This is a genomic window from Aeromonas sp. s3 (genome assembly GCF_040907805.1).
Classification (GTDB): Bacteria; Pseudomonadota; Gammaproteobacteria; order Enterobacterales; family Aeromonadaceae; genus Aeromonas; species Aeromonas dhakensis.
In genome coordinates, this window is record NZ_JBFOCQ010000031.1 from 48,434 (window position 1) to 66,777 (window position 18,344).

Annotated in this window: 16 protein-coding genes; 8 read left to right on the forward strand and 8 right to left on the reverse strand. The window is 63.0% G+C overall.

Features of this window, described 5'->3' with window-relative positions; all coding sequences use genetic code 11:
- The first annotated feature begins 94 nt into the window (after positions 1–94).
- Together glpE and glpG are read left to right on the forward strand one after the other, a co-directional pair.
- Positions 95–418, forward strand: coding sequence for a thiosulfate sulfurtransferase GlpE (glpE, locus tag AB5Y98_RS17490; RefSeq protein ID WP_005307320.1), 324 nt, complete (start codon positions 95–97; stop codon positions 416–418).
- Positions 415–1,248 carry a rhomboid family intramembrane serine protease GlpG gene (gene glpG, locus AB5Y98_RS17495; protein ID WP_368232353.1) on the forward strand — a complete coding sequence of 278 codons (834 nt, stop codon included), beginning with the start codon at positions 415–417 and terminating at the stop codon, positions 1,246–1,248. The genes glpE and glpG overlap by 4 nt, the downstream gene beginning before the upstream one ends.
- 118 nt (positions 1,249–1,366) lie before the next feature.
- Here glpG and AB5Y98_RS17500 read toward each other — a convergent pair whose 3' ends face one another.
- Positions 1,367–3,793 carry a VolA/Pla-1 family phospholipase gene (locus AB5Y98_RS17500; RefSeq protein WP_368232355.1) on the reverse strand — a complete coding sequence of 809 codons (2,427 nt, stop codon included), beginning with the start codon at positions 3,791–3,793 and terminating at the stop codon, positions 1,367–1,369.
- A 301-nt stretch (positions 3,794–4,094) separates the two neighbouring features.
- Here AB5Y98_RS17500 and AB5Y98_RS17505 point away from each other — a divergent pair, with 301 nt between their 5' ends.
- Positions 4,095–4,352 (forward strand): accessory factor UbiK family protein, encoded by a 258-nt coding sequence (locus AB5Y98_RS17505; protein ID WP_005307315.1) that lies wholly within the window; start codon positions 4,095–4,097, stop codon positions 4,350–4,352.
- Positions 4,353–4,476: 124 nt separating this feature from the next.
- Here AB5Y98_RS17505 and fre read toward each other — a convergent pair whose 3' ends face one another.
- The 5 genes from fre to trxA all read right to left on the reverse strand — a co-directional run bounded on the left by fre (position 4,477) and on the right by trxA (position 9,770).
- The gene (gene fre / locus AB5Y98_RS17510; RefSeq protein WP_005307313.1) at positions 4,477–5,175 is read right to left on the reverse strand and encodes an NAD(P)H-flavin reductase; all 699 of its coding nucleotides are present in this window, start codon (positions 5,173–5,175) and stop codon (positions 4,477–4,479) included.
- A gap of 168 nt (positions 5,176–5,343) precedes the next feature.
- The gene (gene ubiD, locus AB5Y98_RS17515; protein ID WP_368232357.1) at positions 5,344–6,813 is read right to left on the reverse strand and encodes a 4-hydroxy-3-polyprenylbenzoate decarboxylase; all 1,470 of its coding nucleotides are present in this window, start codon (positions 6,811–6,813) and stop codon (positions 5,344–5,346) included.
- A gap of 30 nt (positions 6,814–6,843) precedes the next feature.
- Positions 6,844–7,863: a hypothetical protein gene (locus AB5Y98_RS17520; protein ID WP_368232358.1), complete on the reverse strand. Its 1,020-nt coding sequence runs from the start codon at positions 7,861–7,863 to the stop codon at positions 6,844–6,846.
- Positions 7,864–7,970: 107 nt separating this feature from the next.
- Positions 7,971–9,236 (reverse strand): transcription termination factor Rho, encoded by a 1,266-nt coding sequence (gene rho / locus AB5Y98_RS17525; RefSeq protein ID WP_005307308.1) that lies wholly within the window; start codon positions 9,234–9,236, stop codon positions 7,971–7,973.
- Positions 9,237–9,443: 207 nt separating this feature from the next.
- Complete coding sequence (gene trxA, locus AB5Y98_RS17530; protein WP_005307306.1) at positions 9,444–9,770, reverse strand: thioredoxin TrxA; 327 nt, start codon at positions 9,768–9,770, stop codon at positions 9,444–9,446.
- 113 nt (positions 9,771–9,883) lie between these two features.
- Between trxA and rhlB the strand changes: the two genes are divergently transcribed.
- The 4 genes from rhlB to AB5Y98_RS17550 all read left to right on the forward strand — a co-directional run bounded on the left by rhlB (position 9,884) and on the right by AB5Y98_RS17550 (position 14,150).
- Positions 9,884–11,173, forward strand: coding sequence for an ATP-dependent RNA helicase RhlB (gene rhlB / locus AB5Y98_RS17535; RefSeq protein ID WP_216973624.1), 1,290 nt, complete (start codon positions 9,884–9,886; stop codon positions 11,171–11,173).
- A gap of 13 nt (positions 11,174–11,186) precedes the next feature.
- Positions 11,187–12,677: a guanosine-5'-triphosphate,3'-diphosphate diphosphatase gene (gene gppA, locus AB5Y98_RS17540; protein WP_368232360.1), complete on the forward strand. Its 1,491-nt coding sequence runs from the start codon at positions 11,187–11,189 to the stop codon at positions 12,675–12,677.
- A 196-nt stretch (positions 12,678–12,873) separates the two neighbouring features.
- Complete coding sequence (locus tag AB5Y98_RS17545; protein ID WP_368232362.1) at positions 12,874–13,854, forward strand: DUF4382 domain-containing protein; 981 nt, start codon at positions 12,874–12,876, stop codon at positions 13,852–13,854.
- A 26-nt stretch (positions 13,855–13,880) separates the two neighbouring features.
- Complete coding sequence (locus tag AB5Y98_RS17550; RefSeq protein WP_017780573.1) at positions 13,881–14,150, forward strand: Rho-binding antiterminator; 270 nt, start codon at positions 13,881–13,883, stop codon at positions 14,148–14,150.
- Between the two features lie 69 nt (positions 14,151–14,219).
- On the opposite strand, the gene AB5Y98_RS17555 is transcribed toward AB5Y98_RS17550, so the two are convergent.
- Positions 14,220–14,966 carry a class I SAM-dependent methyltransferase gene (locus AB5Y98_RS17555; protein WP_368232364.1) on the reverse strand — a complete coding sequence of 249 codons (747 nt, stop codon included), beginning with the start codon at positions 14,964–14,966 and terminating at the stop codon, positions 14,220–14,222.
- A gap of 76 nt (positions 14,967–15,042) precedes the next feature.
- Here AB5Y98_RS17555 and AB5Y98_RS17560 point away from each other — a divergent pair, with 76 nt between their 5' ends.
- Positions 15,043–15,783 carry an ABC transporter substrate-binding protein gene (locus AB5Y98_RS17560; RefSeq protein WP_094697898.1) on the forward strand — a complete coding sequence of 247 codons (741 nt, stop codon included), beginning with the start codon at positions 15,043–15,045 and terminating at the stop codon, positions 15,781–15,783.
- A gap of 3 nt (positions 15,784–15,786) precedes the next feature.
- Here AB5Y98_RS17560 and AB5Y98_RS17565 read toward each other — a convergent pair whose 3' ends face one another.
- Positions 15,787–18,330, reverse strand: a complete 2,544-nt coding sequence (locus AB5Y98_RS17565) for a bifunctional diguanylate cyclase/phosphodiesterase (protein WP_005307287.1) — start codon at positions 18,328–18,330, stop codon at positions 15,787–15,789.
- Positions 18,331–18,344: the final 14 nt, after the last annotated feature.

Sequence of the window (18,344 nt, forward strand, 5' to 3'; positions counted from 1 at the left end):
TCGGCCCCGGCAATAACCGGACACATTGCGGGCTTAGCGCCGGCCCCCGCTTGCGGTAAACTGGCCCTCAATCACCTATTCGCAGGACATGTTAATGGACCAGTTTGCCCATATCAGTGCCCATGATGCCCACCAGAAGCTCAGCGCCGGTGAAGCCCGCCTGGTGGATATTCGCGACCCCCAGTCGTTCGAGACAGCCCACGCGGTCGGCGCCTTCCACCTCACCAACGGCACCCTGGTGCGTTTCATGAACGAGGTGGACTTCGACACCCCGGTGATCGTGATGTGCTACCACGGCAACAGCAGCCAGGGCGCAGCCCAGTACCTGCTGCAACAGGGGTACGATGAGGTCTACAGCCTGGACGGCGGCTTCGAGGCGTGGCGCAGGGAGTTCCCGATCCAGGCGGGCGACGCATGATCCAGCTGCTGGTGCTCGACAACGCCCGCATGGCCCAGGCGCTGGTGGACTACCTCTCCACCCTCGGCATCTCGTGCGAGCTGACCCAGTCGGAGTTGGGGGTCACCATCTGGCTGGCGGACGAGCAGCGCCTCGCCCAGGCCCAGCAGGAGGTGAAGCGCTTCCTGGCCGAGCCGAGCCACCCCCGCTACATGGAGGCCTCCTGGCAGTCCGGCCGGGCCGATGCCCGCATCGACTACAGCAAGGGGATGAGCGACCCGGTCACCGACTTCCTCCACCAGGCGGGGCCGCTGACCCTGGTGGTGATCATCGCCTGTCTGGCCATCTACGGGCTCGACGCCATCGGCCTACCGATCTTCGACGAGCTGGCCTTTCACCCGACCCTGGCCCAGTTCACCGATTGGCAGGCGTGGCGCTACTTCACCCCTGCCTTCATTCACTTTTCGGTGTTGCACCTGGTGTTCAATCTGCTGTGGTGGTGGTATCTGGGGGGCCAGATCGAACAGCGACTCGGCAGCGGCAAGCTGCTGATCCTGCTGCTGGTAGGCGCCGCCCTGCCCAACCTGGCCGAGTTTTTCGCCAGCGGCCCGCTGTTTGGCGGCCTCTCCGGGGTGGTCTATGCCCTGCTCGGCTACTGCTGGCTGCGCAGCAAATTGCAGCCGGCCTGCGGCCTCACCCTGCCACCGGCGCTGATGGGCTTCATGCTGTTCTGGCTGGCACTCGGTTTCTTCGAGCTGCTCGGCACCCGTACCGCCAACATGGCCCACCTGGCGGGCCTGCTGGTCGGCCTGCTGCAGGGCTGGCTGGACAGACACCACCAGCCAGCCTGAGTTGCTGCGATCGGCTCGGCAGCCAACACGTCTGCTGATCTGGCCCACCCGGCGACGAGTGCTATACACGAAAAAAAAACGCCGCCCCGAGGGGCGGCGTTTTTATTGGCCGACTGGCTTACTGCTTGAGCAGGGTGGGATCGGTCACCTTGACCGCAGTGCCGCCGCTCATGAAGAAGCTGGCGAACTCGGACTGCATTTCGGTGGTCACGTCGCCGCTCGGATCGAAGTTCTCGTCCGGTGCCAGCAGCGAGCTGTGGCCACCAGCCACGAAGCGGGCTGCGTTGTGGCTGGCCGCACCGGTGGCAGTCAGCGGTTGCAGCGCCAGCACCTTGAACAGCGGCTCGGTGCCGCCCAGCGGGGCGGAGGCGATGCTGTTCGGGATCACCTGATCCGACAGGCTCAGCGCGCCATCGCCAACGATCTCGGTGGCGAACAGCGGGAAGTCGCTCTTGATGCCGCTGCCGAGGTTGATCGGGTCAGCCGAATCCAGTACCGACTGGGCCGCGAAGCTGTAGCTCTGCAGCGTGCTGGCCGCAGCGGCCTGCTGGGTGGCGCTCAGGCTCGGCAGGAACTCGTTGACGAAGCAGGTCGGCACCTCGGTCTTGCAGCTGGGGGCGTAGGCGGTAAAGCCCGCTTTCAGCTCGGCACTGCCGCTGGTCAGCACGCCCATCTTGATGGTCGGACCGAAGGTCGGCGAGTTCAGCAACAGCGGCGCTATGCCGCCACCCGGCATGGCCAGGCCACCGGTATCGAACTTGAACAGGGCATCCGCCTGGGCATTGCCGATGGACTGGTTGGCGACCGCCAGCAGGTTGGTGCCGGAGATGGCGCCCAGCGAGTGGCCCAGGAAGTGCACCTTGAGGCTGCCGGCGCTGCCGATGACGCCCTTGCCATTGGCCAGACCGACCGCCAGACGCAGGCCCAGCAGATCCGCCACGCTCTGTTTCAGGTTGTCGCGGGCCACGGTCAGGTAGCTCAGGTTCAGATACGGGGTCGGGTTGTCGGAGGTGGTGACTGTGTCCATGCTGCCGCTCAGGGCAAAGCCGCGCTCGCCGTGCAGCGGGTGATCGATCACCACAACGGCAACGTTCTTAGGTGTTGGGGCCTGCAACCCTGCACCAATCTGACCCAGCGCCAGCGCATAGGCGTTCTCTTTCACCGAGGTGACGCCGTGTTGATAGATGATGACATCCGTGATGGTCTTCAAGTCTGCTGTCGCAGCGAAGATCCGCATCGGCACCGACTGCACCTCTTCCAGCTTGGGCAGCGGGTTGAAGCGGCCGATGTTCTGCTCGGCATCCAGCGGCTTGCCGCCGGAGGTGAGGGTCACCCCGATCAGCTTGCTCGCCTCGGCCAGCAGTTCGCTCTGACGGGTCGGATCGGCAATCAGCGTCGCCAGCAGGGCCGGGTCCACGCCCGCGCCCACCAGCCCGGCGATCACTTCGCTGTCAGAGGCTTTCAGGGCATTGGCGATGGCGTACAGGCTGGGGATGGCGCCGTGCCAGGACTGGGTCTTGGCCTTGTCCCAAGAGCCAGCGGTGGCTGGCGAAGAGAGGAAGTAGGGCAGCTTGACGGTACCGGTATAGACAGTGGTCAGCTGGGCCAGCCCGTTGAGCGGGGCGCCAGGGCCGAAGGCGGTGGCCAGCGCATCTTTCTGCTCCTGTGGCAGGAACGCCTCGGCGTCCAGCTGGGTCAGGAAGGGGTTGCTGCCGGTCACGGCCAGGGTGTAGGTACCCGGCAGGCTGGTGTTGCCCTTGGCATCCTGCTTCCACAGGGCGGCAGCATCCAGGGTCGGGCTCTTCAGCACGGATGCCGCCGCCCCTTTCACCGCCACCAGCACATCGGCACCGGACTGGGTACCGAACCAGTCGGAGAAGATGACGTGATCGGTGGAGACGCCGGTGGCGGCCTTGAACAGGCCCTCCTGCAGGGCGATCAGACCGTTGATGGTCTGCTCCTGGGCATTGCTGCCGACGTTGTTCTTGTAGTTGCCGTAGTCGCTGCCGGCCTTAACCGCGTTGCCGTTGCTGTCCTTGAGGGAGTCAGTGGCCACGATCATGTAGTAGGAGGAGGGGTTCAGCGGCTTGAGCGGTACCAGGTTCAGCTTGCCGGCCGAGGCGGCCACCACGAAGTCCACCCCGTAGGTCAGCACCTTCTTTACGCCGCTCGGGCGCAGGGCTGTGCTGTCAAAGCTCAGCTCCAGCAGGTAGAGCGGGGCCACCGAGGCGGCAAACTCGGCGGCAGCCGGTGCCTGGACAGTGATGCCGGACGAGGTGACGGGCACGATCTGGATGGCCTGGGTCGTGGACCAGCCATCCAGGGTCGACATGGCCGACACCGGGTTGGAGAGATCCGCCGTTTCGGTGGAGAATTTCAGGGTGCCATCGCTGGCCCGGGCCGCCAGGGCACTGGGGCGCACTGCGTTGGAACCGGTCAACAGATAGTCGAGATAGCTGGAGGTGTCGCCTTTGTTATCGTCACTGCCACCACAGCCGGCCAGCATAGCACTGACGACTGCGGCATAAATTAGCTTCTTTTTCATATCCTTATCTCTTTTTAGTTGTTATCCATGAAATGCTGACGGCGTTGGGTAAAAACCCGACCGGTACATCTTAACAGCAACGCAACAATTATTAAGTAGCTGGTCGGTCATCTGATCTGCTTTTTTTGTGTACAGCATCAAGGAATTGGAATAGAAACGGGACTCGATAGGTTAACAGCTTCATCCCGGATACCAGACCCGACCAGCGGTCACTTGTACGCCAGATGGCAAAAAGCGACCCCCGATCTCGGCAAAGCGGATCAATTGCCGGTAGAATGGCGCATTGCTTAAGGAGAACCACATGATCGACCCGAAGAAACTGGAAGAGATCGCCAAACAGGTGCACAACTCCCTGCCGCCCGGCATTCGCAGCATGGGCGAAGAGGTGGAGAAGAAGATCCGTCAGGTGCTGCAGTCCCAGCTCGGCAAGCTGGATCTGGTCAGTCGCGAAGAGTTTGACGTGCAGACCAAGGTGCTGCTGCGCACCCGCGAGAAGCTGACCGCCCTCGAGGCCAAGCTGGCCCAGCTCGAGCAGCAGCTCGGCGCCAAGGGCGAATAACACCGCCCCCATAAAGCAAACCCCAGCCAGGCTGGGGTTTGTTGTTTCTGGCCTGCCGCAAAGCAAGTTGCGGCGGCAAATGCAGCGAGGCATTTCCGGTTACGTGACCGGCCTCATGCCGAACTCAGATAAACTCGTAGGCGTCGCCGAAGATGCGCTCCGGCTCGGCTCCCAGGATCTTGAACTCTTCCCGCGCCGCACCCGCCATCTCGAAGCGGCCAGCCACATAGATGTCGTAGTCGTGCAGGCTGACGAAGTCATCCATGATGGCCTTGTGCACCAGCCCGGTCTTGCCGGCCCAGTCGCTCTCCGGCTCCTGCACCACAGGGATGTAGGTAAGCGGGGCGTAGTCGCGCTCCCACTGCTGCATCTGCTCCTGCTCGTAGAGCCAGTGCGCCTGGCGCACGCCCCAGTAGAAGAACACCGGGCGCTTGCTGCCGCTGTCGATCAGGTATTCCAGAATGGCGCGGGCGTAGGAGAAACCGGTGCCGCCTGCCATCAGGATCAGCGGCCGGGGTGACTCTTCCCGCAGGAAGGCCTTGCCCGCCGCTAGCTCAATCTCGATCTCCCCCTGCTCGCGCATGCGGGCCAGCACCTGGCCGGCATAGGCGTTCTCCGGGGTGGCGCCGATCTGCAGCTCCAGCACGCCAGGGCGGGTCGGCGAGTTGGCGATGGAGAAGGGACGCTTGTCCGAATCACTCATCACCACCAGCAGATACTGGCCCGGCTTGAAGCTGACCTCTTGCAGCGGCGTCAGGGCCACGTGCCAGATGGTGTCGACATATTCGCGCAGTTCCTCTACGCGGCACTTGATACGTTGCATTCTTATCCTTGTGACGGGCTCGTTCGGCCCGCTTTCGCTCTTGATTCACTGTGGACTGGCGACCAGCAGAGTGGTCAGGTCAGTCGAGCATACCCAATTCAGCTCAAATGGCATCAATCTTTTGCATCCCGGCCAGGCGGCACGGCCCGCCGGGCCGGCCGCCGCTCATCAACCGAGAATGTTCAGCTCGTCCCAGAGGGCATCGATCTTCTGCTTCACCGCCTCGTCCTGGACGATGGACTGGCCCCACTCGCGGTTGGTCTCTCCCGGCCACTTGTTGGTGGCGTCCAGCCCCATCTTGGAGCCGAGGCCGGAGACCGGCGAGGCGAAGTCCAGGTAGTCGATCGGGGTGTGCTCGATCAGGGTGGTATCGCGGGCCGGATCCATCCGGGTAGTGATGGCCCAGATCACGTCCTTCCAGTCGCGGGCGTTGATGTCGTCGTCGCAGACGATCACGAACTTGGTGTACATGAACTGGCGCAGGAAGGACCAGACCCCCAGCATCACCCGCTTGGCATGGCCCGGATAGCGCTTCTTGATGGTCACCACCGCCATCCGGTAGGAGCACCCCTCCGGCGGCAGGTAGAAGTCCACGATCTCGGGGAACTGCTTCTGCAACAGCGGCACGAACACCTCGTTGAGCGCCACCCCCAGCACCGCCGGCTCATCGGGCGGACGGCCGGTGTAGGTGCTGTGGTAGATGGCATCCTTGCGCATCGTCATGTGGGTGATGGTGAAGACCGGGAACTCGTCCACCTCGTTGTAGTAGCCGGTGTGATCGCCATAGGGCCCCTCGGGGGCCAGCTCGCCCGGCTCCAGATAGCCTTCCAGCACGATCTCGGCGCTGGCGGGCACCTCCAGATCGCAGCTGATGGCCTTCACCACCTCGGTGCGGCTGCCGCGCAGCAGACCGGCGAAAGCGTACTCGGAGAGGGTATCCGGCACCGGCGTCACCGCGCCGAGGATGGTCGCCGGATCGGCGCCCAGCGCCACCGCCACCGGGAAGCGCTCACCCGGATGGGCCTCCTGCCACTCGCGAAAATCGATGGCGCCGCCGCGGTGATCCAGCCAGCGCATGATCAGCTTGTTCTTGCCGATCTTCTGCTGACGATAGATGCCGAGGTTCTGCCGTTTCTTGTAGGGGCCGCGGGTGATGGTGAGCCCCCAGGTGACCAGCGGTGCCACGTCGCCCGGCCAGCAGTGCTGAATGGGGATCTGGTCCAGATCGACCGCCTCTCCCTCCAGCACCCGCTGCTGACAGGGGGCGGACGAGAGGCGCTTGGTCGGCATGTTGAGCACCTGCTTGAAGATCGGCAGCTTCTCCATCAGCTCCTTGAAGCCACGGGGTGGCTCAGGCTCCTTCAGGTAGGAGAGCCAGGTCCCCACCTGGCGCAAGGCGGCCACGTTGGGCTGGCCCATGCCCATGGCGACCCGGTCCGGGGTGCCGAACAGGTTGGTCAGCACCGGCATGGTGTAACCCTTGGGATTTTCGAACAGCAGGGCCGGCCCACCCGCACGCAGGGTGCGGTCGCTGATCTCGGTCATCTCCAGATAGGGGTCTATCTCGCGCGTGATGCGCTTGAGCTGTCCGCTTTGTTCCAGCTGCGCGATGAAATCACGCAAATCCTTGTATTTCATGCAGGTACCCTGTGTGCAGGCGATGCCGCATTATAACTCCGGGGAGCCGGCGGGTGTACCCGGTTCGGGTTGCACCATCGGACTTGCATGGCGCTTTTCCTGCCGGGTCAGCCGATCGGCAAGCTGGGCCAGCAGCCTCGGCTCGTCCACCTGCAACAGCAGGCTGGCCACCTGACCGCTGTACTGGCGGTTGCCCAGCTCAGCCAACAGGAACTGCTGTGCCGTGTCGGGCAGCGGCGAAAGCTGACTGAGCTGGTGCAGGGCGGTCTGTTTGAGGGAGGCGTTGCGGCTGGCGGCGATCAGCAGATCGCTCGCCGTCTGACCCTGATGAAAGCGCCCCACGCTGGCCAGGGCCGCCACGCTGTCGTGATCCGCCGGTTGACGCCACAGCTTCTGATAGAGGGCGCTGTCGCCGGTACGCTCGGCCAGCAGCCGCAGCAAGCGGTTGTCGGGCAGGAAGATGTTCAGGCCGGCCAGCTTGTGTGCCTCGCGCTGCAGCACAGTGACAGGCTGCCCGGCGAGTACGTTCAGCAGCGCCTGCTGTTGCTGGGCCAGATCCGGGTTGCGGCTGTTGTAAATCTGCTTGAACTCGAAGCGGTTCGCCTCCAGCAGCTGGCGGTAGTTGTCCTGCCAGGCCTGCAGTTGCCAGCGGCTCAGCACCTGCCGCGCCGCGGCGGCAAAGTCGTAGGCGGGTTGCTGCACCAGAAAGCCGTCCACCTCTTTTTCCACCAGCCAGCTGGGGGCCTTGAACGACTGGGCGCGCACCCAGGCCAGCAGTTGCGGGCTGTCAGCCTTGGGCTGGCCATCGAGGGTGGCGAGCAGCTGGCACAGCAGATACTCCCGCTGCCCCACGGCCAGGGAGTCCAGCAGGGAATCGATGGCGGCAAACTGTCCCTGCTGCAAGCGACCGGTCAGGTAGTCGAGGTGACCCTGCAGCCCCTCGTCGGCCACCAGCGCGACGCGGGGAGCCATCCCGCCGGGCGGGGTCTGGCCCGCCAAAGCTGGCGGCACCAGCAGCCAGCTCAGCATTATCAGGAGTACATGCTTCATGACGTCCCTATCCTTGTGACATCGAGGTTTCATACTACTCAGGCGACCGCAAAATAGATAAACAAAAACCGCGACCTGGGCCGCGGTTTCATCATTTTTCGAGTCGGTTACTTCTGCTGGCGCCGCATGGCGTCGAAGAACTCGTCGTTGGTCTTGGTCATCGCCAGCTTGTCGATGAGGAACTCGATGCCGTCGATCTCGCCCATCGGGTGGACAATCTTGCGCAGGATCCACATCTTCTGCAGCTCGTCACCGGTGGTCAGCAGCTCTTCCTTGCGGGTACCGGAGCGGGTGATGTCGATGGCCGGGTAGACGCGCTTCTCGGCGATCTTGCGCGAGAGGTGCAGTTCCATGTTGCCGGTGCCCTTGAACTCTTCGTAGATGACTTCATCCATCTTGGAGCCGGTATCGATCAGCGCGGTGGCGATGATGGTCAGGCTGCCGCCCTCTTCAACATTGCGCGCGGCACCGAAGAAGCGCTTCGGACGGTGCAGTGCGTTGGCGTCCACACCACCGGTCAGTACCTTGCCGGATGACGGGATGACGGTGTTGTAGGCACGGGCCAGACGGGTGATGGAGTCCAGCAGGATCACCACGTCCTTCTTGTGCTCGACCAGACGCTTGGCCTTCTCGATCACCATTTCGGCGACCTGGACGTGACGGGAAGCCGGCTCGTCGAAGGTGGAGGCGATCACTTCGCCCTTCACCATCCGCTGCATCTCGGTCACCTCTTCCGGACGCTCGTCGATCAGCAGGACGATCAGTTCGCAGTCGGGGTGGTTGTAGGCGATGCTCTGGGCAATGTTCTGCAGCAGCATGGTCTTACCGGCCTTGGGCGGTGCGACGATGAGACCGCGCTGGCCTTTACCGATCGGGGATGCCAGATCCAGTACGCGGGCGGTGATGTCTTCGGTGGAACCGTTGCCACGCTCCATGCGCAGACGCTCGTTGGCGTGCAGCGGAGTGAGGTTTTCAAACAGGATCTTGTTGCGGGAGTTTTCCGGACGGTCGTAGTTGACCTCGTTGACCTTGAGCAGAGCGAAGTAGCGTTCGCCCTCTTTCGGCGGCCGGATCTTGCCGGAGATGGTATCGCCGGTGCGCAGGTTGAAGCGGCGGATCTGGCTCGGGGAGACGTAGATGTCGTCCGGGCCGGCCAGGTAGGAGCCGTCTGCACTACGCAGGAAGCCGAAACCATCGGTCAGGATTTCCAGCACACCGTCGCCGAAGATATCCTCGCCACCCTTGGCGTGCGCCTTGAGGATCGCGAAAATAATGTCTTTCTTGTGCGCCCGAGCCAGATTTTCCAACCCCATGGATTCGCCAAGCTGTACCAGCTCGGACACAGGAGTGTTCTTTAATTCAGTCAGATTCATAGTGGTGAAAGTCTGTAAGCAAGGATTGAAATGAGGAGACAGTCTGCTGGATTGATGCTGATCGGATTTGATTTGCCAGGCTGATGTGTGAGCAAAGAGTCAGGCAAAAAGGTTAGCAAACGAGCGATAAATTAGCACCAATCGGGGTGAGCGTCTAGGTGATAAAACAGAAGGAGCGCATTATTGCAATGCGCTCCTCGATGATTATTACAGGTTGCCGTCCAGGAACTCTTTCAGCTGAGTCTTGGACAGGGCACCGACCTTGGTCGCTGCCACTTCGCCATTCTTGAACAGCAGCAGGGTCGGGATACCACGAATGCCATATTTGGGCGGAGTGTCGGCGTTATGGTCGATGTTCAATTTCGCCACGGTCACGCGACCGGCATACTCTTGGGCGACTTCGTTCAGGATCGGGGCAATCATCTTGCACGGACCACACCATTCGGCCCAGAAGTCGACCAGAACGGCGCCATCGGCTTTGATTACATCTGCCTCGAAGCTGGCATCGCTCAGCTGAACAATCTTGTCACTCATCTCCAACTCCAGTCAGTAATTAAGGCTTTATTGACGTATCAACAAAGGCAATAGTTGCCCTATTTGAAATGATCCTGTTTATTATTGCAAGCCTAACCTGATAACCTACCGCCATGAGCAAAACACACTTAACGACCGACAAATTCGCCCAAATGGGCCTCGAACCCGAAGTTCTGGCTGGTCTGGAATCAAAGGGATTTCACTATTGCACCCCCATCCAGGCACTCTCTCTGCCGCTGCTGGTAGAAGGCCATGACCTCGCCGGCCAGGCCCAAACGGGTACCGGCAAAACCATCGCCTTCCTGGCTGCCACCTTCAACTATCTGCTGACCCATCCGTTGACCAAGCCGCGCCTCATCAATCAGCCGCGCGCCATCATCATGGCACCGACCCGGGAACTGGCAGTACAGATTTACAACGATGCCGACAGCATGGCCGCCTCGACCGGCCTCAAGCTCGGCCTCGCCTACGGCGGTGAAGGGTACGACAAGCAGCTGGCCGTGCTGGAGCAGGGTGTCGACATCCTGATCGGCACCACAGGCCGCATCATCGACTACTTCAAGTCCAAGGTCATCGATCTGAGCAACATCCAGGTCGTGGTGCTGGATGAGGCGGATCGCATGTTCGATCTCGGCTTCATCAAGGACATCCGTTTCCTGTTCCGCCGCATGCCGCCCGCCACCGAGCGCCTGAGCATGCTGTTCTCCGCCACCCTCTCCCTGCGGGTGCAGGAGCTGGCCTACGAACACATGAACCACCCGGAACATGTGCAGGTCGAGCCGGAGCAGATGACTGGCGTACGAATCAAAGAAGAGCTCTTCTACCCTTCCAACGAAGACAAGATGTTGCTGCTGCTCTCCCTGATGGAAGAGGAGTGGCCGGAGAAAGCCATCGTCTTCGCCAACACCAAGCACGTCTGTGAAGACGTTCACGCCTGGCTGGAGAATGACGGCCACCGGGTCGGTCTGCTGACCGGCGATGTGCCGCAGAAGAAGCGGATGAAAATCCTGGAAGACTTCACCAAGGGTACGGTAGACATTCTGGTTGCCACCGACGTGGCCGCCCGTGGTCTGCACATCCCTGACGTGACCCACGTCTTTAACTACGACCTGCCCGACGACGCCGAGGACTACGTACACCGCATCGGTCGTACCGGTCGTGCCGGCAAGAGCGGTCACTCCATCAGCCTGGCCTGTGAAGACTATGCCTTCAACCTGCCGGCCATCGAGGAGTACATCCACCACCCGATCCCGGTCAGCAAGTATGACCGCGAGGCGCTGCTGGATGACGTGACCGCGCCGAAACGGGTGTTCCGCAACCGTCAGCCGGTGAACCGCAACATGCGCGATCGCCAGGGCGGTGGCAACAGCAACAACCGTCGTCGTCCTCCCCGCAAAAGCTGAAGGATAGGCCCAGTTGCACAACTCGCCTCTCTATGCCGCCATCGACCTCGGCTCCAACAGCTTTCACATGCTGGTGGTGCGCGAGGTCGCCGGTGCCCTGCGCACCGTCACCAAGGTCAAGCGCAAGGTGCGCCTCGCCGCCGGTCTGGATGCCGATTTTCGTCTCAGCCGTGCCGCCATGGAGCGGGGCTGGGACTGTCTGCGCCTCTTCTCCGAGCAGCTGCAGGATATTCCGGCCGACAACATCCGGGTAGTCGGCACCGCGACCCTGCGCCTGGCCACCAACGTCGACGAGTTTCTGCGTGAAGCGGAACGGGTGCTCAACCACAACATCGAGATCATCTCGGGTGAGGAAGAGGCCAAGACCATCTATGAAGGGGTCTCCTGGACCTCGGCGGGGGAAGGCAACCGGCTGGTGATCGACATCGGCGGTGCCAGTACCGAGCTGGTGATCGGCGAACAGAGCGAGGCCAAGCTGCTCAACAGCCTGCACATGGGCTGCGTCACCTGGCTCAACAACCACTTCGGTGACGGCGAGCTGAGCGAAGCGCGCTTCAACCAGGCCATCGCCGCCGCCAAAACGGTGCTGGAGAAGGTGGCGGACGATTACCGCATGCTCGGCTGGCGCACCTGCGTCGGCGCCTCCGGTACGGTGCAGGCGCTGCAGGAGATCATGCTGGCGCAGGGCAAGAGCGAGCGGGTCACCCTGCCGAAGCTGCAGGAGCTGATGGGTCAGGCCATCGCCTGCGGCAAGCTCGACCAGCTGCAACTGGAAGGGCTGGCGGCCGAGCGGCTGACCGTGTTCCCCTCCGGCCTCGCCATCCTGATCGCCATCTTCGAAACCCTCGGCATCGAGAGCATGACCCTGGCCGGCGGCGCCCTGCGCGAGGGGCTGATCTATGGCCTGCTCGGCAACAATCACGACTGTGATGCCCGCGACCGCACCGCCGACAGCCTGATCAGCCGCTACCAGCTGGACAAGGAGCACGCCGAGCGGGTACGCGATACCGCCATCGAGGCGTTCACCCAGCTGCAGCCGGCCTGGCGTCTCTCCAAGCGCTACGGTCGCCCGATCCTGCGCTACGCGGCCCTGTTGCACGAGATCGGTCTGTGCATCGAGTACAAGAAGGCGCCGCAACACGCCGCCTACATCATCGACAACATCGACATGCCGGGTTTCACCCCCGCGCAGAAGAAGCTGCTGTCGGCCCTGCTGTTCAACCAGCGGGACGAATTCAAGCTGGAACCGCTGGAGAAGCAGGGTGCCGTCACGGCTCGCCAGGCGATCCGGCTGGCCCGCATCCTGCGCATCGCGCTGATCCTCTGCATGCGCCGCACCCAGGGCACGGTGCCGATCTTTACCCTGCAGGCGGATGACGAGGCTCTGACGCTGACCCTGCCCAAGGGGTGGCTGGACGAGCACTACCTGCGCGCCAGCGAGCTGCGCCTCGAGGTGGAGCGCCAGCTGAAGATGGGCTGGCCCACCCGGCTGCTGGAAGCCTGATTGGGCCCAGCCCAATCAGTGCCCCAAGGTTCCGACAATCTCTTTCGCAGCCAGCACTGGCGCCACTCAGGCCTTCCCCTTGATTTTATTGGGCTGACGGGCAGATCCCGCCCTTGCGTCTGGGCTCTGCCTCCCCCCTCATGACCAACGTTCGACTAGAGTAGGGTTGTCTTCACAACCAACCGGAATGGACGCCATGAAACCTTTGACCCTGATCGGACTGACCGCCCTGCTCACCGCCTGCGGCGGCGGTGGCGGCGACAACAGCAGCCAGCCACCACAGGCCCAGCTCTCGCTGGCCTTCTCCGACGCCCCGGTAGATGCCGTCAGCAAGGTCTGCATCGCCGTCTCCAACATCAGCATCCACCCCGTCGCCGGCACCGAGCAGAGCTGGACCACCGCCAGCTTCCTCACCTCGACCCAGGACGATGGCTGTACCCCGAGCGGCGAGACCATTCCGCTCGACGGCGCAGGGAGGCCGCTGTTTACCTACATCGATCTGCTGAGTTATCAGGGTTCCGCCAGTCGCCCCCTGCTGGCCAGCCAGAGCGTGGTACCCGGCGACTACAGCCAGATGCGGCTGCGGGTGCTGGACGGGCGGGAGGTCGCCAACCAGTTTCTGGACGGCACCCCCTACTCCTACGTCAAGCAGGATGATGGGGTGATCAAGCCGCTGGAGGTGCCCAGCAGCGAGCTCAAGCTGGATGCCTTCACCATCGCCGCCAACGGCCTCAGTGCCTTCACCACCGAATTCGATCTGCGCCAGTCCATGGTGCTGCCAGGCCACGAGCAGTACTACAAGCTCAAGCCGAGAGGCGTACGGCTGGTGAACAACACTCAGGTCGCCACCGTCAAGGGTACGGTGGCAGCCGGGCTGTGCGGTGGCCAGCTGACCGACAAGGACTTCGTCTACTTCTACCAGCCCAGAAGCGACGACAACTACCCCGACATGGCGGACAGCGACAACGGCTTCTACGCCAGCGCCCCCGTGCTGCCGCAGACCGGAGGCGGCTTTGGCTACGAGCTGGGATTTGTCAATCTCGGCAGCTACGATCTGGTGCTGGTCTGCAACGGCGACGAGGATGATCCGGCAGTGGCCGACGATCCGCTACAGCTGGTGCAGATACAGAAAGCCCAGACGGTGGTGGCGCCCACCACCAGCCTCAACTTCCAGTAACGGGCGACAAGGGGGACGACGACCGCATGAGCAGATACCAACCCATCAGTTGCGATCTCTACGACTGGCTGGAGATCGCCGCCAGCTGGCAGCTGCCGGTCACCCTCACCTGTAAGGATGGCCGTCAGTGGGCGGACAAGATCCGCACCATAGAGGCCAGAGAAGGGGTCGAGTACCTGCTGCTGCACGGCGGCGAACGGCTCAGCCTGGCGGAGCTGGCGACCATGACGCTCAACTGGCAGGGGGAGGAGAAGCTGATCCGCTTCGCCCCACCAGCCCCAGCCGACAGCCAATAGATGGCAAGAGGGCCAACCCCATCGGGTTGGCCCTCTTCTTTGACTTCTCAGCAGGCATCGTCGTGGCCGTTACCCCGCCAGCGCCGCCATCACGTAGACATCGAAGCGGTTGCTCTTGGTCTCGATGGCCATGCTCGGCTTCTGCTCGTTGAGCCAGCCGGCGTAGTCCGGCCGCTTCACCACTACCCGCCGGTCCGCCATGGTGAGCGCCGCTGGCAGCAGGGCATCGGCGTCGAGATCTGCTCCCACCAGCGACTGGAACACCCGCATCTCTTTTTTCACCAGCGCCGACTTCTGCTTGTGGGGGAACATGGGGTCGAGGTAGATGACATCCGGCCGCTCGGCCAATCCCAGCAGGGTCTCCACCGCAGGGCCGTGCAGCAGTTGCATCCGCTCGCGCACCCAGGGGCCGATCTCGGGATCCTGCGCGGCGCGCGCCAGCCCGTCCTGCAACAGAGCGGCCACCACGGGGCTGCGCTCAATCATGGTCACCTTGCAGCCGAGGGAGGCGAGCACGAAGGCATCCCGCCCCAGCCCGGCGGTGGCATCCACCACGGTCGGCATGGCGCCCGCCTTGAGCCCCACCGCCTTGGCGATAGACTGGCCACGGCCACCGCCGAACTTGCGACGATGAGCCACCGCCCCTTCGACGAAATCCACGTAGACGGCGCTCAGCTTGGGTTCGTCCAGCTTGCGCAGCTCCAGCCGCTCCGGGGTGAACACCAGGGCAAACTGGGGCAGGTCGATCTGGTCAAGCTGGCTGCTCAGGGCTTCTGCCTGGGCCGCCTTGGCGGGGTCTTCGAGGAGGATTTGCATGGGCTCTGGATGCATTCTAAGTTCAGTGAACCGAGTGTATCACAGCCCCTTTGCGTCGCTGTAGGGAGGAAACCCCATGCACCTGCTTATCGCCCTGCTGCTTGCCGCCCAGAGCGGTGGCCATCTCAAGGTCTGCGGCGTTGACTGGCCCCCCTTCTCCTACGCCGAACAGGGCAAGCTGATGGAGGGCATATCGGTCGAGATCCATCAGGAGGTGGCACACCGCCTCGGCATGCAGCTCACCCTGCTCGAACTGCCGTGGGGACGCTGCGAACAGTACGTCAACACCGAGCTGGCGGACGGCATTCTCGACAACGCCCCCCTCCCCGGCTGCTACCACTCCGATCTTGCCACCGCCTTCTACCCGCTGGCCGCCTATGTGCGCAGCGACAGCCCGCTGCAAACCTTCTCGTGGGAAATGGCCAAGGGGCTGAAAGTGGGGATGGTCAGGGGCTATGACTACACCGACAGGATCAAGCACTTCACCGGTTGGGTACCCATCAAGGCCCACTCCGACAAGCAGCTGCTGCTGATGCTGGAGAAGAGCCGGGTCGACCTGATAGTGCTGGATTACTTCTCGGCCCCCATTCTCTCCAGAGAGCAGGACGTCAAGATCCGCGCGCTCACCCCCTTCCTCGACTCGACTCCGCTCTACCTCTGCTTCGGCAAGCAGAAGGCTGACCTGCTGCCCGCCTACAACAAAGCGCTGCAACAGATGCTGGACGAAGGGGTGCTGGATCGCATCTATCTGCGCTATCTCGGGGAGGATTACCGGACACTGAAGGAGAAACAGGAGAGGATGAAAGCGGCGCAGTAAAGGCTAGCTGGTCTGCAGGAACATGCTCTTGTCGTTGAGCTGCAAATACTCGGTGAGGTCGTCGTAGGCGAGCGGCCGGCTCAGCAGATAACCCTGGGTGAAGGCGCACCCCTTCTGACAGAGGAAGTTGAGCTGCTCGCGGGTCTCCACCCCCTCGATCACCACCTGCATGCCGAGGTTGTGCACTATGTTGATGATGCCGTCCAGCAGCAGTCGGTCCTGCTCGTTGAACGGGATGTGGCGCACGAAGGCCCGGTCGATCTTCACCAGGTCCACCGGGAAGTTGCGCAGATAGTTGAGCGCCGAGTAGCCGGTGCCAAAGTCGTCGATGGCCAGCTTGCAGCCCGCCTCGCGCAGGGCATCGATCCGCACCCTGTGCTGATCGCTGGTCTCCATCAGCAGGGATTCGGTGATCTCGATGACGATGTCCGCCGGGTCCAGTCCGAAGTGGTGGATCACCTTGAGCCACTCGCTCGCCTCCGGATCTATGGTCTGGAACTCCAGGGTGGAGCGGTTGATGGACATCTGCAGATCCGGGAAGCCGGATTGCTGCAGCCGCGCCAGATCCCGGCACGACTGCCACAGCACCAGCGCCCCCAGCCCCTGGATGAGCCCGGCCTCCTCCGCCAGCGGGATGAAGTCCGCCGGCGACACCTGACCCCAGTGCGGGTGATACCAGCGCACCAGCGCCTCCAGCTTGGCGACCCGGCCGCTGCGGTTGTCCCAGATCGGCTGGTAGGCCATGGTCAGCTGCTCGAGCTTGATCGCCTCAGCCAGATCCTGCTGCATCTGGTGACGCTGGCGCACCTCTTCGCGCATGGAGGCGCAGTAGCTGCCGAGCAGCCGCCCCTGCCGCTTGGCGGCAAACAGCGCCTGCTCGGCGTTGCGCAGCAGCTCGTCGCTCTCCAGCCCGTCGCCCGGGCAGAGGGTGATGCCGATGGTGGCCGTCACGTAGAGGTGCTGGTTGGCCAGCATGAAGGGGCGGGCGAAGCCACCGACCACCTGCTTGGCAAACACCTCGGCCTGACGGCGGTTGACGATGCCGGGCACCAGGAAGGCGAACTCGTCGCCGCCGATGCGGGCCACCAGATCTTCGGTGCGCACCCGGCTCACCAGCCGATCCGACACCTCCCGCAGCAGGGCGTCACCAGCGTGGTGATCCATGCTGTTGTTGACCGCCTTGAAGTTGTTGAGGTCAAGCACCATCAGCGCGAAGCGCTCGCCCCGCTCGCAGAAGCGGCTGAGGCAGCGGCCGAACAGCCAGCGGTTGGGCAGCCCGGTGAGATTGTCGTAGTTGGCCTGGGCGGCGATCTTCTGCTCCGCCAGCTTGGTCTGGGAGAGATCGCTGAAGATGGCGATGTACTGGCTGATCCGCCCCCCTTCCCGCAGGGTGCTGATCATCAGCTGCTGGGGGTAGAGCTTGCCGTTCTTGCGCTTGTTCCACACCTCGCCGCGCCACACCCCCACCCGCTCCAGCGCGTGGTACATGTCGGCGTAGAAGGCCTGGTCGTGCAGGCCGGACTTGAGCAGGCTGGGGCGCAGGCCGCACACCTCCTCCTCGCTGTAGCCGGTGATCTGCTCGAACGCCGGGTTGACCGAGATGATGCGACTGTCGGCGTCGCACACCAGGATCGCCTCTGAGAGGTTGTCATAGACCCGGTGGGAGAGCTTGAGCTGCTCGGCGTGACGCTTGAGGGGGTCTATGTTCTCCAGCACCACCATCAGGTAGTCGGGCTGCAATTGGTCGTCCCGCACCAGGGTCACGGTAACCCGCCCCCACAGCAGCTGGCCGTCACGGTGCAGGTAACGCTTCTCCTGGGTGAAGGCGGTACGCTCGCCGCGCCTGAGCTCTTCATAGCAGGCGACGCTGCGCAGCCAGTCTTCCGGATGATTGAGCTCGGCGGCGTTGCGATGAACCAGCTCCTCCTGGCTGTAGCCCAGCATCTTTTCGATGGCCGGATTGGTCCAGAGGATCTTGCCGTCCAGATCGAGCTTGCCGATCCCCACCGGGGCGTGGGACATCATGGTGTGCAGAAAATCGTGGTACTCGGGCTGAGGCGGCGCCGGCTGCTGCAGCATCAGCGCCAGTTCGCGCCCGGCCAGCGGAGCCAGCAGGCGCAGCAGGCCCATCACCTTGTCCATGTTGGTGAGCGGCCGCTTGAACAGCAGGCTGCAGATGCCCACTGTCTCCCCCTGCGCACTCTTGAGGGCGATGCCGGCATAGGCCTGGATCTGCCAGGCCTGCAACACGGCGGCGTGGGGGAACAGCTGCTGTACCCGATCGCTGAACCAGGCCTCGCCCTCCTGCAGGGTGATCTCCCCCAGGGTGGCGCTGACCGGAAAACTGAAGCGGGTCGTATCGAGAGAGACAGGATAGGTTGCATGCACCTTGCAGGAGAGCCCCGCTTGATCCCTACCCGAAATCAGGACGAAGTCGGCCCCGACCGCTGCTGCGATTTCACTCACAAAGGTATCGAAATATCCCTGACCACTCGAATGAGACAGACTTGAGATGATTTGATAGACAGACTCGAGTGCTCGCCTCATGGCAAGGTTCTTTC

Bases quoted from the DNA above. Each gene is read 5' to 3' on its own strand.
- glpE (WP_005307320.1), top strand. From the start codon at position 95: ATGGACCAGTTTGCCCATATCAGTGCCCATGATGCCCACCAGAAGCTC.
- glpG (WP_368232353.1), top strand. From the start codon at position 415: ATGATCCAGCTGCTGGTGCTCGACAACGCCCGCATGGCCCAGGCGCTG.
- AB5Y98_RS17500 (WP_368232355.1), bottom strand. From the start codon at position 3,793: ATGAAAAAGAAGCTAATTTATGCCGCAGTCGTCAGTGCTATGCTGGCC.
- AB5Y98_RS17505 (WP_005307315.1), top strand. From the start codon at position 4,095: ATGATCGACCCGAAGAAACTGGAAGAGATCGCCAAACAGGTGCACAAC.
- fre (WP_005307313.1), bottom strand. From the start codon at position 5,175: ATGCAACGTATCAAGTGCCGCGTAGAGGAACTGCGCGAATATGTCGAC.
- ubiD (WP_368232357.1), bottom strand. From the start codon at position 6,813: ATGAAATACAAGGATTTGCGTGATTTCATCGCGCAGCTGGAACAAAGC.
- AB5Y98_RS17520 (WP_368232358.1), bottom strand. From the start codon at position 7,863: ATGAAGCATGTACTCCTGATAATGCTGAGCTGGCTGCTGGTGCCGCCA.
- rho (WP_005307308.1), bottom strand. From the start codon at position 9,236: ATGAATCTGACTGAATTAAAGAACACTCCTGTGTCCGAGCTGGTACAG.
- trxA (WP_005307306.1), bottom strand. From the start codon at position 9,770: ATGAGTGACAAGATTGTTCAGCTGAGCGATGCCAGCTTCGAGGCAGAT.
- rhlB (WP_216973624.1), top strand. From the start codon at position 9,884: ATGAGCAAAACACACTTAACGACCGACAAATTCGCCCAAATGGGCCTC.
- AB5Y98_RS17545 (WP_368232362.1), top strand. From the start codon at position 12,874: ATGAAACCTTTGACCCTGATCGGACTGACCGCCCTGCTCACCGCCTGC.
- AB5Y98_RS17550 (WP_017780573.1), top strand. From the start codon at position 13,881: ATGAGCAGATACCAACCCATCAGTTGCGATCTCTACGACTGGCTGGAG.
- AB5Y98_RS17555 (WP_368232364.1), bottom strand. From the start codon at position 14,966: ATGCAAATCCTCCTCGAAGACCCCGCCAAGGCGGCCCAGGCAGAAGCC.
- AB5Y98_RS17560 (WP_094697898.1), top strand. From the start codon at position 15,043: ATGCACCTGCTTATCGCCCTGCTGCTTGCCGCCCAGAGCGGTGGCCAT.
- AB5Y98_RS17565 (WP_005307287.1), bottom strand. From the start codon at position 18,330: ATGAGGCGAGCACTCGAGTCTGTCTATCAAATCATCTCAAGTCTGTCT.